General features: G+C 73.3%; 13 protein-coding genes. 6 read left to right on the top strand and 7 right to left on the bottom strand.

What is annotated here, in order from left to right:
* Window positions 1-48: 48 nt before the first annotated feature.
* Window positions 49-3,228, top strand: a complete 3,180-nt coding sequence (locus IF47_RS0115695; protein ID WP_211257220.1) for a sacsin N-terminal ATP-binding-like domain-containing protein — start codon at window positions 49-51, stop codon at window positions 3,226-3,228.
* A gap of 98 nt (window positions 3,229-3,326) precedes the next feature.
* On the opposite strand, the gene IF47_RS0115690 is transcribed toward IF47_RS0115695, so the two are convergent.
* Complete coding sequence (locus IF47_RS0115690; protein ID WP_031509408.1) at window positions 3,327-3,953, bottom strand: class I SAM-dependent methyltransferase; 627 nt, start codon at window positions 3,951-3,953, stop codon at window positions 3,327-3,329.
* Between the two features lie 86 nt (window positions 3,954-4,039).
* Here IF47_RS0115690 and IF47_RS0115685 point away from each other — a divergent pair, with 86 nt between their 5' ends.
* The gene (locus IF47_RS0115685; RefSeq protein ID WP_031509407.1) at window positions 4,040-4,648 is read left to right on the top strand and encodes a helix-turn-helix domain-containing protein; all 609 of its coding nucleotides are present in this window, start codon (window positions 4,040-4,042) and stop codon (window positions 4,646-4,648) included.
* Between the two features lie 72 nt (window positions 4,649-4,720).
* Window positions 4,721-5,164, top strand: a complete 444-nt coding sequence (locus IF47_RS0115680) for a hypothetical protein (RefSeq protein WP_211257219.1) — start codon at window positions 4,721-4,723, stop codon at window positions 5,162-5,164.
* Window positions 5,165-5,279: 115 nt separating this feature from the next.
* Here the strand turns inward: IF47_RS0115680 and IF47_RS0115675 are convergent, their stop codons facing one another.
* Both IF47_RS0115675 and IF47_RS0115670 read right to left on the bottom strand, forming a co-directional pair.
* Complete coding sequence (locus tag IF47_RS0115675; protein WP_245641126.1) at window positions 5,280-5,819, bottom strand: NUDIX domain-containing protein; 540 nt, start codon at window positions 5,817-5,819, stop codon at window positions 5,280-5,282.
* Between the two features lie 99 nt (window positions 5,820-5,918).
* Window positions 5,919-6,236 (bottom strand): hypothetical protein, encoded by a 318-nt coding sequence (locus IF47_RS0115670; protein ID WP_157839982.1) that lies wholly within the window; start codon window positions 6,234-6,236, stop codon window positions 5,919-5,921.
* A 130-nt stretch (window positions 6,237-6,366) separates the two neighbouring features.
* Here IF47_RS0115670 and IF47_RS0115665 point away from each other — a divergent pair, with 130 nt between their 5' ends.
* Window positions 6,367-6,765, top strand: coding sequence for an NUDIX domain-containing protein (locus IF47_RS0115665; RefSeq protein ID WP_281179472.1), 399 nt, complete (start codon window positions 6,367-6,369; stop codon window positions 6,763-6,765).
* Window positions 6,766-7,062: 297 nt separating this feature from the next.
* On the opposite strand, the gene IF47_RS32015 is transcribed toward IF47_RS0115665, so the two are convergent.
* Window positions 7,063-7,188, bottom strand: coding sequence for a hypothetical protein (locus IF47_RS32015; protein ID WP_342667272.1), 126 nt, complete (start codon window positions 7,186-7,188; stop codon window positions 7,063-7,065).
* On the bottom strand, window positions 7,185-7,937 hold the full coding sequence (locus IF47_RS0115655) for a Type 1 glutamine amidotransferase-like domain-containing protein (RefSeq protein WP_031509402.1): 753 nt from the start codon (window positions 7,935-7,937) through the stop codon (window positions 7,185-7,187). Before IF47_RS0115655 ends, IF47_RS32015 begins: the two co-directional genes overlap by 4 nt.
* A 153-nt stretch (window positions 7,938-8,090) precedes the next feature.
* On the opposite strand from IF47_RS0115655, the gene IF47_RS0115645 reads away from it, so the two are divergent.
* On the top strand, window positions 8,091-8,429 hold the full coding sequence (locus IF47_RS0115645; RefSeq protein WP_031509401.1) for a hypothetical protein: 339 nt from the start codon (window positions 8,091-8,093) through the stop codon (window positions 8,427-8,429).
* Window positions 8,430-8,516: 87 nt separating this feature from the next.
* Here the strand turns inward: IF47_RS0115645 and IF47_RS0115640 are convergent, their stop codons facing one another.
* Both IF47_RS0115640 and IF47_RS0115635 read right to left on the bottom strand, forming a co-directional pair.
* Window positions 8,517-10,991 carry an HAD-IC family P-type ATPase gene (locus IF47_RS0115640; protein WP_031509400.1) on the bottom strand — a complete coding sequence of 825 codons (2,475 nt, stop codon included), beginning with the start codon at window positions 10,989-10,991 and terminating at the stop codon, window positions 8,517-8,519.
* Between the two features lie 184 nt (window positions 10,992-11,175).
* The gene (locus IF47_RS0115635; RefSeq protein ID WP_078591871.1) at window positions 11,176-11,517 is read right to left on the bottom strand and encodes a DUF2530 domain-containing protein; all 342 of its coding nucleotides are present in this window, start codon (window positions 11,515-11,517) and stop codon (window positions 11,176-11,178) included.
* Between the two features lie 299 nt (window positions 11,518-11,816).
* On the opposite strand from IF47_RS0115635, the gene IF47_RS0115630 reads away from it, so the two are divergent.
* Window positions 11,817-13,298, top strand: coding sequence for an NCS2 family permease (locus tag IF47_RS0115630; protein ID WP_031509398.1), 1,482 nt, complete (start codon window positions 11,817-11,819; stop codon window positions 13,296-13,298).
* The last annotated feature ends 346 nt before the right edge of the window (window positions 13,299-13,644 follow it).

The raw sequence follows: 13,644 nt of genomic DNA, 5'->3' as shown, positions 1-13,644 counted from the left end.
ACGGGCTTGTCCTGTGGTGTGGTCCTGTCGTGTGGAGGAGAGGCAGACGTGAGCGGCACGGTGCTGGTGCAGGGCGCGGACGACGGGGTGGACCCCTTCAACACCGCACGGCTGCGCCGCGGCGTACTCGACGCCTGGGCGGCCTCCGCCGCCCGCTTCCGGGAGGACGCCAACGCCGAGGAGGACCTCGCCCTCGGCGGCTACCGCGACCGGCTGGTCGTCGAGCTGGCCCAGAACGCCGCCGACGCCGCCGCCCGCGCCAAGGTGCCCGGCAGGCTGCTGCTGACCCTGCGCGACGGGGTGCTCGTCGCCGCCAACACCGGAGCGCCCCTGGACGCGGCCGGCGTGGAGTCCCTGTCCACCCTGCGCGCTTCCGCCAAGCGCGACGAGGCCGGCGAGGACGCCGGTGAGGACACGGAACAGTTCGCGGGCCGGCCCGTGGGCCGCTTCGGCGTCGGCTTCTCCGCCGTCCTGGCCGTCAGCGACGAACCCGCCATCGTCAGCCGCGCCGGCGGCGTCCGCTGGTCCCTGGCCGAGGCCCGTCAACTGGCCGCCGAGGCCGCCGAGGGGCACCCCGACCTCGCCGACGAGCTGCGCCGCCGCGAGGGCCACGTGCCGCTGCTGCGGCTGCCGCTGCCCGCACGGGGCAGCGCGCCGCAGGGCTACGACACCGCCGTCGTGCTGCCGCTGCGCGACGCGGGCGCCCAGGACCTGGCCGTCCGGCTGCTCACCGCCGTCGACGACGCCCTGCTGCTGACCCTCCCCGGCCTGGACGAGGTCGTGATCGAGACCGACGGCGGCGTGCGGACCCTCACCCGCCGCCAGGACGGCCCCTGCGTCGTCGTCGAGGACAGCGGCGCCGGCGACGAGGGCGCCGCCACCCGCTGGCGCGTGGCCTCCGACGCCGGACGGATCGACGCCGCCCTGCTCGCCGACCGTCCCGTGGAGGAGCGGGCGCGGCCGATCTGGTCCGTCACCTGGGCCGTCCCCGTCGACGACTCCGGCGCGCCCGTGCGCACCCGCACCGTGCCCGTCGTCCACGCCCCGACCCCCACCGACGAGCCGCAGGGCCTGCCCGCCCTGCTGATCGCGTCGTTCCCGCTGGAGCCGTCCCGCCGCCACATCGCGCCCGGCCCGCTGACCGACTTCCTGCTGGAGCGCGCCGCCGACACCTACGCGACGCTGCTGCGCGACTGGGAACCCGTCCACGGCGGGACCCTCGACCTGGTGCCCGGACCGCTGGGCAAGGCCGCGTTCGACACCGAGCTGCGCCGTCTGGTGCTGGAGCGGCTGCCGCGCGTGGCGTTCCTGGCCGGCGCCGCGCGGGACGAGAACGGCGAGCCCTACGCGCTGCGCCCCACCGACGCGGAGGTCGCCGAGGGCGCCGGGGCCGAGACCGTCACGGTGCTGGCCGAGCTGTTCCCCACCCTGCTGCCCGCCGGACTGGAGCGCCGCACCGAGCTGCGCACCCTGGACGTCCCCCGCGTGCCGCTGGGCGAGCTGATCGACCGCCTCGCCGGCGTCGAGCGGTCCCCGTCCTGGTGGCGGCGGCTGTACGACTCCCTCGCCGGCGTCGACCCCGACCGGCTCTCCGGCCTGCCCGTCCCGCTCGCCGACGGCCGCACCACCATCGGCCCGCGCCAGGTGTTGCTGCCGCTGCCCGAACCGGCGGCCGAGGAGGCCGGCGCCGAGTCCCTGGCCCGGCTGGGCCTGAAGGTCGCCCACCCCGACGCCGCCCACCCGCTGCTGGAGAAGCTGGGCGCCACCCCGGCCACGCCCCGCGCGGTGCTCACCACCCCGCAGGTGCGGGCGGCGGTCGCCACGTCGCTGGACGCCGACGAGACCTGGTACGACGAGGACGAGAGCGGCCCCCTCGACGCGGACGAACTGGCCGAGACCGTCCTCGCCCTCGTCCGCGACGCGGGGCTGTCACCCGGCGACGAACCCTGGCTCGGGGCGCTGGCCCTGCCCGACGAGGACGGCGAACTCGTCCCGGCCGCCGAACTCGTCTTCCCCGGCAGCGCCTTCGAGAGCGTCATCCGCGAGGGAGAACTGCCGGTCTGCGACGCGGAGTTGGCCGAGCGGTGGGGCGAGGAGACGCTGGCGGCGGTCGGTGTGTCGGCCGACTTCGCCCTCGTCCGCGCCGGTGACGTCGTCCTCGACCCGGACGAACTGGAGCCCCGCGACACCGACTTCCCCGAACCCGACGACGCCGGCCTGCTGGACGCGGTGGACGTGTGGTGCGAGGACGTCCTCGACGGCCTCCCCGACACCCCGGTCCCGCCGGTCGCCTCCGAACTGCTCGCCGTCCGCGACCTGGACCTCGTCGACGACGACCGCTGGCCACAGGCCCTGCGGATGCTCTCCCGGCCCCCGCTGCGCGACGCGCTGACCACCCCGGTGCGGGTGCTGCTGCCGGACGGCACGGTGGAGTCCGTCCGCCCCTACACCGCCTGGTGGCTGCGCGGCCACCCCGTGCTGGACGGCCGCCGCCCCGCCGGGCTCCGCGCGGCCGACGGCGACCCGCTGCTGGCGGGCCTGTACGAGGAGGCGTCCGTCTCCACCGACGCCCTGGACGAGCAGGTCCTGCGCGCCCTGGGCATCCGCACCTCCGCCGCCGCCCTCCTGGACGAGCCGGGCGGCGCGTCCGAACTCCTCGGCCGTCTCGCCGACCCCGAACGGCCTGTCGGGGCCGCCCAACTCCACGGCCTCTACACCCTGTTGGCCTCCCTGGACCCGGAGGAGGTCACGCTCCCCGACGAACTGCGGGCCGTGGTGGACGGCGAGGTGCGGGTGGTGGACGCCGCCGACGCGCTGGTCGCCGACGCCCCCGACCTGCTGCCCCTGGCCGCCGGCCGGCCGCTGCTGCCGGTGCGGCCCGCGCTCGCCGCCGACCTGGCGGCCGTCCTCGACGTCCGCCGCCTGAGCGAGGCCCTGCCCGCCCCGGCGCCGGAGGGCGGCGAGGTCCACGAGGTGCCCGAGGCCGTCCGCGTGCTGCTGCCCGGCGCGCCGAAGACGTACGTCGAGCACGAGGAACTGATCGTCGACGGCGTGGAGGTGGACTGGCGGCTCACCCCCGACGGCACCCTCCACGCCGCCACCGTCGAGGGCCTGGCGGCGGGCCTGGCCTGGGCGGCCGGCCTCTGGCCGCGCCGCTTCGAGGCCGCCGCCCTGCTGGAGGACCCCTCGCGGGTGGACGAACTGGCCCGTGACCGCTGGTTCGACTGACGTCCGCGGCGTCGCGCGCCGCACGGACCGGACCTCGTACACGGGTGTCGCCGGCAGCCAGGTGGTCGAGCAGGCCGAGCCGGGACCGTGCCCGCGAGTCAGGCGGCGCGGCGGACGAGGAGGACGTGGTCGGTGACCTCGGCGGTGCGCCCGTCCGGTCCGGTCGCGATCCGGCGGGGTGCGTCGGCCCGCTCGACCGTCCACGTGGCCGGGTCCAGGTCGATGTCCGCGGCGACTTCCCTCGGGCTCGGATAGCGGATGGCGGGGTCCTGGTCCCACGACCACGGCGCGGTCGAGCCGTGGTCGACGACCAGCAGCCGCCCGCCCGGGCGCAGTGCGTGCGCGGCCGAGCGCAGTACGGTCGCCCGGTCCAGTTCACAGGGAGTGTGCAGGTAGTGGGCACAGACCAGGTCGAACTCGCCGGGCGGGAAGGACTCGCGCAGGTCGTGCCGCACCGCGGTGACGCGCTCGCCCAGGCCGTGTGAGCGGGCGAGGGCGGCGAGCCGCTCGACCGCCACGGCCGAGATGTCGACGGCGGTGACGCGCCACCCCAGGCGGGCGAGCCACAGCGCGTCTCCGCCGTCGCCGCATCCGAGGTCCAACGCGTCACCGGGCGGCAGACCCGTCACCGTCTCGGTGAGGCGAGCGTTCGGCCGGGGGTCGCGGGCTTCCGGTCGGGCCGCGTGGACGCTGTCCCAGAACGCGGCCGCGTCGATGGTGGTCATCAAGACTCCTTGTGTCGGTGGGCGCTCAGTCTTGCCGGGCACCCGAGACCTGGCACGGAATCTTGCGGTTACGGCAAGATGACCGCATGGACCGCGAGACGGACGACGACGTGCTCGAAGCGGTGGGGCCGCGGCTCCGTGCGCTGCGCCGTGACCGCGGCATCACCCTCGCCGACCTCGCGGCGACGACCGGCGTGTCGGAGAGCACTCTCTCCCGGCTGGAGAACGGGCAGCGCCGACCGAGCCTGGAACTGCTGCTGCCGCTGGCCCGTGCCCATGACGTTCCACTGGACGACCTCGTCGGTGCTCCGCGCACCGGCGACCCCCGGATCCACCTCAAGCCGATCAGGCGGTTCGGGATGACCTTCGTGCCCCTGTCCCGGCGACCGGGCGGGGTGCACGCGTTCAAGATGATCATCCACGCCCGGCCGGAACCGCTCGAACCGACCCCGCGGACCCACGAGGGCTTCGAATGGCTCTACGTGCTCAACGGACGCCTGCGACTCGTGATCGGCGAGCGCGACCTGACGCTGCCGCCCGGCGAGGCAGCAGAGTTCAATACGTCCACACCCCACTGGCTGGGCAGCGCCGACGGTGGCACGGTCGAGCTTCTCATTCTGTTCGGCCCGCAAGGGGTGCGCGCGCATGTACGCACCGACCCCCAACGGTCGTCCCGGGACGAGGGCGGCCGGTGAACTCGGCGGAGGGTCCCGTGCGCGCGTCGACACCCCTGGGTGTTCGGGGCGGGGGCTGTTTGAATGTCGGACATGGTCGAATTGGTGGCCGTCCTCGTCGGGGGCGGAACAGCGGCGTGGTTGCTCCGCCGGAAGGGGAGGCAGCGGGCGGAGAGCGCGGCGCGGGGGGAGACGATCGCGGTCCCCTGCCTGGTGCGACACCCCGTACGGGGAGGGCGGTGGAAGCGCGGACGCATGCTGGTCGGCCCGGGTTCGATGGTGTGGCGGCCGGCGGGCGGACACGGCGGACCGGACCGACTCCCGCCACGATTGCGGAAGGTCGAGGTGCGCCGGCCCACCTGGAAGGAAGCGCTGTGGATCAACGGCGGGGGCCTGGTGATCGAGTGCGCCTCGGCCGAGGGCGAGGTGTGGATCGGGGTGATGCCGCGCGAGGCGGGCCACCTGCTCCACGTCCTGGACGGCGATCCGCGAACATCCCCCGATACGGGCGACCGGATCGTGGCGGGCGGGACGTGACCCCACGGCGCTCGGGCCGGCCGAGTGGCCATCGTGCCTTCCGGAACCGGGGCCTCGGTCCGGCGGGAGCGGCCCCGCCACGTCCGTGTCGTCACGGCATGGGCGGAACCGCCAGTCAGGCGGATCCCGAGATGATCGGCTCGCTCACCAGCAGGTCCGCGCGGCCGGTGCGACGGGCCTCGGCGAGGGCGGCCAGCCGCCGGTAGCCCTCGGGGGACATCAGCCGTTCCCAGGTGGGCCAGTCCTCCACCGCCCAGCGGTCGTGCTCCTCCGGATCGAGCCGGATGGAGGCGAGCTGGTCGTCGTCCAGGGTGCCGCCGTCGAAGCAGAAACCGATCTTGGCCAGCGGCGCCCGGTCCCGGTCCTCGCGGATGTAGTGGACCAGCAGCAGCGGGCGCGGGCCCTCCACACGCAGGCCGGTCTCCTCGAACGTCTCGCGGACGGCCGTCTGGTACGGGTCCTCGCCCGCGTCCAGGTTGCCGCCGGGGATCTGCCACGGCCGGTTCCGGTAGACCGAGCGCATCTGCAGCGGGCGTCCGCGCAGGTCGGTGAAGTACAGGCAGGCGTAGACGGTGGCCTTGGGCAGGGTGGCCAGGTAGTCCGCCTGCGACATGGGGAAGGGCAGGCCGGCGGGCTCGTCACTGGTAGCGGTCATGGCACCAGTCCTATCCCGCCCCGCGCGCGGATGTGTCCGCTTCCGTCCGGCGAAGCCGTTCGGGTGACCCACGACCGGCCCCGGAACCCCGAACCGCCGTCACCCGCCGCAACCGCACCCGCCGCAGCCGTCCCCGCCGGTCACGGCACCACAGCCGGTGCCGTTCCCCTCGTCCTTCCCCACCGTCCACCAGCCGTCCCCGTCCTGAGCCCGGTCCTCGGCCTGGGCTGCCTTCTCCTCGATCTCGGGCGCGATGGCACCGCCGGCCACGTAGAGGAGGAGGCCGGCGAACGCGCCGCCCCATCCGACGGTGGCGGGCGCCTCGGTGAAGACGGCCCAACCGATGGAGCCCGCGCCGACGCCGAGCCCCCCGATGACCAGCAACGCGGTCATGGTGTCCCTTGTGTTCCCCCGCATGGGGGCAGTGTGCGGCCGGGAGCGGACGGGCGGAAGACACCCGGACGTGCACAACCGGCCATCTTCGGAGGGCTCGTGAAGCGCCGTGATGCGCCGTGAGGAGACGTGAAGCGCCGTGAGAGGAGACAGGGTGGACGAGAGGCCGGGGATCGCGGTGGCGGTCGTCGTGCGCGGCGGCCGGGTGCTGATGGTGCGGCGACGGGTCGCCGAGGGCGCGCTGTCGTGGCAGTTCCCGGCCGGCGAGGTCGAGCCGGGGGAGTCGGGCCGGGAGGCCGCCGTGCGGGAGGCGGCCGAGGAGACGGGCCTGGTGGTACGGGCGGTCGCGCCGCTGGGGGAGCGGACGCATCCGGTGACGCGGCGGGTCGTGACGTACTGGGCGTGTGAGGCGCCGTCCGGGACGGCACGGGTGCGGGACACCGAGGAACTGGCCGCACTGGCCTGGTGCGGGTACGCCGGGGTGGTGGAGCGGGTGCCGCACGGGCTGTACGAACCGGTGCGGCGGTACCTGGCCGAGGTCCTCGTGCCCTGACGCCCACCGCGTCCGGGGCGCGGGAGGCGGTTCGGTGCCGGCGTGAGGTCGACCTCCATCTCGGGAGGCCCGATGTCCTCGGCCGCCGACTGGACCTCGAAGGCGTGCCGTTGCATCCGACGCACCTCTTCCCGGACGGCCGCGTCGGCCTCGGGACCGAGCCAGGTGTCCCCATTGAGCTCGACGGGCCCGGCGAGGTCGCCCCCGCGAACAGCGCCTCCTCGCGTTCGTCGAACGCCCGTGGTTCGGCGGAGGGTTGGTGACCGGGCATCCCGGAGCAGAGCAGCACCAGGGACGTCACCCGGTCCGGGCGGCGGGCGGCGACCTCCAGGGCCACCAGGTCGCCGGGGTGCCGCCGAACCCGTGGAAGTCGCAGCGCACCGCCCGTCGGCCGGCGCCGGCCGTGTCGTGGGCGAGGGTCACAGGACGAACTCCTCTCCGGCGCGGTGGGAGCGCACCACCGTCTCTCCGGGAACGGCCCCGGCACGGACCAGGTGGACCCGGCCCGCACCGGAGACCCGGGCCCGGCCCCCGTCCACGGTCAGCAGGGTGTTCTCGTCCAGCGCCACGCCCTGCCGGGAGAGCCTCCGCGCGACCACCTCCACCAGCCGGGAGAGCGTCCCCCGCTGCGCGGCGTGGACCTCGACGGCGCCCGGCAGCAGACCCAGCCCCGGACGGACGTCCAGCTCCGCCATCCCCTCGGCGGCGCCGTCGGGGCAGACGGGCACCCCGTCCGAGAGCCGGCCGCCGAGCACCGCGTGTTCGGCGGCGAGCGCCGCGCCCGCCGAGACCCCCGCGTACGGCAGGCCCCGGAGGACGCGCAGGGTGAGGGCGTCGAGCACGTCGACCAGGGCGTCGTGGAAGGCGGGGGCGGGGCCGTCGCAGACCAGCAGCGCGTCCGCGCCGTCCAGCGCGCTCGGATCGAGTCCGCCGCCCGGTGACACCACCACCGGCACCGGCGTGCACGAGGGGTCGACGGCGCGCAGGACGGCCTCGAAGCGGGCGAAGACCCCGGCGCCGTCACCCGGCTCGCCCGGCTCGTCCGGCCCGCCGCTTCCGTCGAACACCAGACAGGCGACGGTGGGGGCGGTCTCGGCCTCGGAGAGGAACGGTCCGTAGATCTCGGCGGCGGCCTGCTCGTCCCAGCCGCCGCCGATCAGATGCGTGCTCATGGCGTTCGTGTTCCTCCGGAGGTGCGCGCGATGCGGGTCGGACCGTAACAACGCACCCGACGGGCACGCGAAGGGTTTTACCCGCGCACCGGGCGGCTCGGAAAACGTGCGACCCGGTGGAACGGCATCCCTCGCGAGGGGGACGATGGCCTCATGTTCGGTGCGGGAAAGCGTGAGACGGCGGTCGTGGTCGTGCGGGACTCCCAGGAGATCCTCGCGGCCCTGGAACAGGCCCTGGAGACGGCCTCGGAGGAGGAACGGCCCGGCCTGGAGCGGGCCGTGGCGGTCGCGACCGAGGCCGCCGAGACCGTGGTGGGGAACGAGGCGCGGGTGCGGGTCCGGTGGACGCGCCGGAGGCTGGAGGCGGTCGGCTTCGACGGGCCGCTGGACTCGGTCCGGGCCGTCAAGGCCCTGCGCGAGGCCGAACCGTCCCTGAGCCTGCGCTCGGCGGTGGAGCTGACCAGGGAGGCGGCGGCGGCCAAGGACGCCTGACGGTCCCCGACGCCCCGACACACCGCTGCCCCGGACGCTTCGGTGTCCGGGGCGGCGGGTGTCCGGGGCGGCGGGTGAGCGGGCCGGTCAGTCGGGGAAGCGGCGGCCGATCCAGCGCCAGACGATCTCCAGCACCACCGCCGAGCAGGCCGCGACGCCCACGGCCGTCCACGGCATCACCGTGCCGACGAGGCGGACGGCGAAGAAGTCCTGGAGGAACGGGGTGACCAGGACGACCACGAACGCCGCCGCCATGGTGAGCACCAGGCCGATCCGCCACCAGGTGTAGGGGCGGGCGATGATCGCCAGCACCCACAGCGCCACCAGGAACAGCGTCAGCGTCGCCGCGCTGGTCTCGGCCTCCAGCGCGCCCGCGCCGGTGTAGTGGGAGCGGGCCAGCAGGTAGACGGTGAAGGTGGCCGTCGCCGCGATGAGGCCGGAGGGGATCGCGTACCGCATCACGCGCTTGACGAAGTGCGGGCGGGCGCGCTCCTTGTTGGGAGCCAGGGCCAGGAAGAAGGCGGGTATGCCGATGGTCAGGCCGCCCAGCAGGGTCAGGTGCCGGGGCAGGAACGGGTAGGGCACCTGGGAGCAGATGACCAGCAGGGCCAGCAGCACCGAGTAGACGGTCTTGGTGAGGAAGAGGTTGGCGACGCGCTCGATGTTGCCGATGACCCGCCGTCCCTCGGCGACCACCGACGGCAGGGTGGAGAAGGAGTTGTTGAGCAGCACGATCTGCGCCACGGCCTTGGTCGCCTCCGAGCCCGAACCCATCGAGACGCCGATGTCGGCGTCCTTCAGCGCCAGGACGTCGTTGACGCCGTCGCCGGTCATCGCGACGGTGTGGCCGCGGGACTGGAGGGCGTCGACCATGTCGCGCTTCTGCTGCGGGGTGACGCGGCCGAACACGGCGCCGTCCTCCAGGGCGGTCGCCAGCTCGTCGCGGTCGGCGGGGAGGGTGCGGGCGTCCACCGCGGACTCCGCTCCCGGCAGGTCCAGCTTGGCGGCGACGGCCCCCACGGAGACGGCGTTGTCGCCGGAGATGACCTTGGCCGAGACGTCCTGGTCGGCGAAGTAGCGCAGGGTGTCGGAGGCGTCGGGGCGCAGCCGCTGTTCGAGGACGACCAGGGCCACGGGGGTGCTGTCGGCGGTGGGGTCGCCGGCCGGATTCGGGGTGTCCAGGGCGCGGGAGGTGCGGGCCAGCAGCAGGACGCGCAGGCCCTCCCGGTTGAGCCGGTCGGTCTCGGCCAGGGTGGGGTCGCCGGGGGCCAGCAGCACGTCCGGGGCGCCCAGCAGCCAGGTGCTCTCGGTGCCGTCGGGCTCGGTGAAGGACGCGCCGCTGTACTTGCGGGCGGAGGAGAAGGGCAGGGTGCCGGTGCACGTCCAGCCGGCCGCGCCGTCGGCGGGGTGGGCGTCGATGATGGCCTTGAGGCTGGCGTTGGGGCGCGGGTCGCAGGCGCCGAGGGCGGCCAGGACCCGCTCCGTGTGGGCCGGGTCGGCGTCGCCCAGCGGGCGGACCTCGGTCACGTCCATGCCGCCCTCGGTGAGGGTGCCGGTCTTGTCCAGGCAGACGACGTCGACGCGGGCCAGGCCCTCGATGGCGGGCAGTTCCTGGACCAGGCACTGCTTGCGGCCCAGCCGGATGACGCCGATGGCGAAGGCGATGGAGGTGAGCAGGACCAGGCCCTCCGGGACCATCGGCACGATGCCGCCGACCATGCGGCGGATCGCCTCGTCGGGGTCGTTGTCCTCCACCAGCATCTGGCTGAGCACCAGACCGATCGCCGCGGGAACGATCATCCAGGTGATGTACTTGAGGATCTGGCTGATGCCGCTGCGCAGCTCGGAGTGGACGAGCGTGAAGCGGGACGCCTCCTCGGCGAGCTGGGCGGCGTAGGCCTCGCGGCCGACCTTGGTGGTGGTGAAGGAGCCGCTGCCGGCGACGACGAAGCTGCCGGACATCACGGTGTCGCCGGGCCGTTTGTGGACGGGGTCCGCCTCGCCGGTGAGCAGGGACTCGTCCACCTCCAGCCCCTCGGACTCGGCGACGGTGCCGTCCACGACGACCTTGTCGCCGGGGCCCAGCTCCACCAGGTCGCCCAGGACGATCTCGCCGGTGCGGACCTCGGTGCTCACCCCGTCGCGGCGGACGGTGGGCCGGGACTCGCCGATGACGGCGAGGTTGTCCAACGTCCGCTTGGCACGGAGCTCCTGGACGATGCCGATGAGGGTGTTGGCGAGGATGACGAAGCCGAACAGGCCGTCCTGGATGGGGCCGACGACCAGGATGATCGCGAACAGGACGCCGATGATGGCGTTGAAGCGGGTGAAGACGTTGGCGCGGACGATGTCGGCCGTGGAGCGGGAGGACCGGACGGGGACGTCGTTGACCTCGCCACGGGCGACGCGTTCGGCGACCTCGGCGGTGGTGAGGCCGGACGGCCTCGCGGAGGTGTCCGGTCCGGTCCCTTTACCGGCGTCCGCGTCGAGGGTCGTCACGGCCCGCGCCGTGCCATCGGGCGGCTCCAGGGTGCCGCGTGTGATCTCAGCCCGTTCGGTCATGACCCAAGACAGTACGGGCGATCACGGGATGGTGGGCGTGTTCTGCGCCACCTTTGGGTTTTCCCCGGGGGAAATCCGGGAATCCCCAATGGCTCTCCGGCCCTCTCGGCCGGGGAGTTCTCCGTACAGGAGGGGCTCGACGGGGCGAATCGGGCCCGGTGGCCGGCCCGCGCCGACGGGACGGTCAGTCGGTGAGGGGGGTGCCGTCGGGGTTGGTGGTGCCCTCGGTGCCTTCGGTGCTCTCGGAGCCGGTGGTGCCGGGGGTGCCGGCGGCGCGCTGCTGCCGGGCGCGGCGGATGGCCTCGTCGCGGCGGCGGACGTACCAGATGCCGACCAGGCCCAGGAGGCCACCGGTCAGGCAGGTCCACAGCCACCAGGTGCGGTCGTGGTCGGCGAACCAGCCGTAGAAGGGGAGTTGGACCAGGAACAGCACGAACCAGATGATCGTGCCGCCCACGACCGTGGCGACGACGTTGCCCTCCAGGGGCTCGGGAGCCTCGCGCTCGCCGCTCGTCCACCTGCTCAGGTCCATCGTCCGGCCCCTTCTTCGGTTCTCGCCCACCCCGCGTCCACCCTGTCGCTCGTCGCCGCCCGTTGTCGCGTGTCGCTCGCCGCGGTCGCTCGTCGCTCGTCGTCCCGCGGTGCTCGCACCAGCGTAGCCAGGGGGCGCGTGTGGGGAGAGTCACGACGGGGCCGTGGAATGTCTACGCGCGGAGATGGTCTTTCCGGTCATGGTGCGTTCATACTGAAAGAATCCTGGTATGGCTGGTTCTACTCGTATGAACCTCCAAACCTCGTCCCCGAGCCGATCACCGAAGGTCACGCATGTCCGCTCCGGTCACCGACACCCCGGCCACGCCCGACTCTCCAGGCAAGGACACCGGCACACCGCCGCCAGGCAACGGTGTCGACCGGTTCTTCAAGATCTCCGAGCGAGGCTCGACGGTGGGCCGCGAACTGCGTGGCGGGCTGGCCACGTTCTTCGCGATGGCCTACATCATCGTGCTGAACCCGATCATCCTCGGCGCGGGCCAGGACAAGTTCGGCAACCAGCTCGACAACGCCCAGCTCGTCACCGCCACCGCGCTGATGGCCGGTCTGACCACCCTCCTGATGGGGGTCGTCGGCAACGTCCCCATCGCCCTGGCCGCGGGCCTGGGCATCAACGCCGTGGTCTCCCTCCAGCTCGCGCCCCAGATGAGCTGGCCCGACGCCATGGGCATGGTGGTCCTGGCGGGCTTCGTCCTGATGCTCCTGGTCGCCTCCGGGCTGCGCGAGCGCGTCATGGACGCCATACCCAACGGGCTGCGGCAGGCCATCGCGATCGGCATCGGCCTGTTCATCACCTTCATCGGTCTGGTGGACTCCGGGTTCGTCACCCGCAACCCCGACGCCGCGCACACCACCGTCCCGCTCGGCCTCGGGCAGGGCGGCCAGTTGACGGGCTGGCCGGTGCTGGTCTTCGTGCTCGGCCTCGCGTTGACGTTCGTCCTGGTCACACGGGGCGTCAAGGGCGCGATCCTGATCAGCATCGTCGCGATGACCGTCGTGGCCGTGGTGATCAACGTCATCGCCGAGATCCCCGACGCGGCGTGGGGCCTGGCCGTGCCCAACATGCCCGAGAAGATCGTCAGCACCCCCGACTTCTCCCTGCTGGGGCAGGTCAGTCTCTTCGGCGGCTTCGAGGAGGTCGGCCTGCTGACCGGCTGCCTGTTCGTCTTCACCGTGCTGCTGTCCGGCTTCTTCGACGCGATGGGCACGATCATCGGCGTCGGCCAGGAGGCGAAGCTCACCGACGAGGAGGGCCGGATGCCCCGCATGGGCCGCATCCTGATGGTGGACGGCATCGGCGTCGCGGGCGGCGGCTTCGGTTCCTGCTCGGCCAACACCTGCTTCGTGGAGTCCACCGCGGGCGTCGGCGAGGGCGCCCGCACGGGTCTGGCCAACATCATGACCGGCGCCCTGTTCCTGCTGGCCCTGGTCTTCACCCCGCTGGCCACCGTGGTGCCGTCCCACGCGGCCACCCCCGCGCTGGTCGTCGTGGGCTTCATGATCATGGCGTCGAACGTGCGGCAGATCGACTGGAGCGACCACACCGTCGCGGTGCCGGCGTTCCTGACGCTGATCTCGATGCCGTTCACCTACAGCATCACCAACGGCATCGGCATCGGTGTGCTGTCCTACATCCTGCTGCGCGCCGCCACCGGGCGGTTCCGCGAGCTCCCCTGGCTGCTGAACGTCGTCGGGGCCTGCTTCCTGGTGTACTTCCTGCTCGACCCGATCGAGCAGGTGCTGGGCATCGGGTGAGCCCGGCGGGTTCGCCCGCCGACGTCGACCAACGTCGACCGACAACGACACGGAACGAGGGTGTGGGACCACGTGGTCCCACACCCTCGTTCCGTGTTCCGTGGCCCGGACGGACCCCGGACAGACTCCGGACGGACCCCGGATGGACAGGGCCGTCGAGCGGTGCGTCACCCATCCGTAGGCTGGGCACTTTCGGTCCTGTCGGTTTCATGAGGGCACGGTTCAGGGGGAAGGAGGGGCGGCGTGTCGACTCTCCGTACGGTCTCGTCCATGCGGGTGATGAAGGACACCCTCCACGGGCCTTCTTTCAGGTTGTCCTTAGATAAAGTAATGAGTTAGGCTAAAA

Origin of the sequence: Streptomyces megasporus (genome assembly GCF_000718985.1) — a bacterium.
Lineage (GTDB): Bacteria > Actinomycetota > Actinomycetes > Streptomycetales > Streptomycetaceae > Streptomyces > Streptomyces megasporus.
This window is presented reverse-complemented; position numbering and strand designations above follow the sequence as displayed.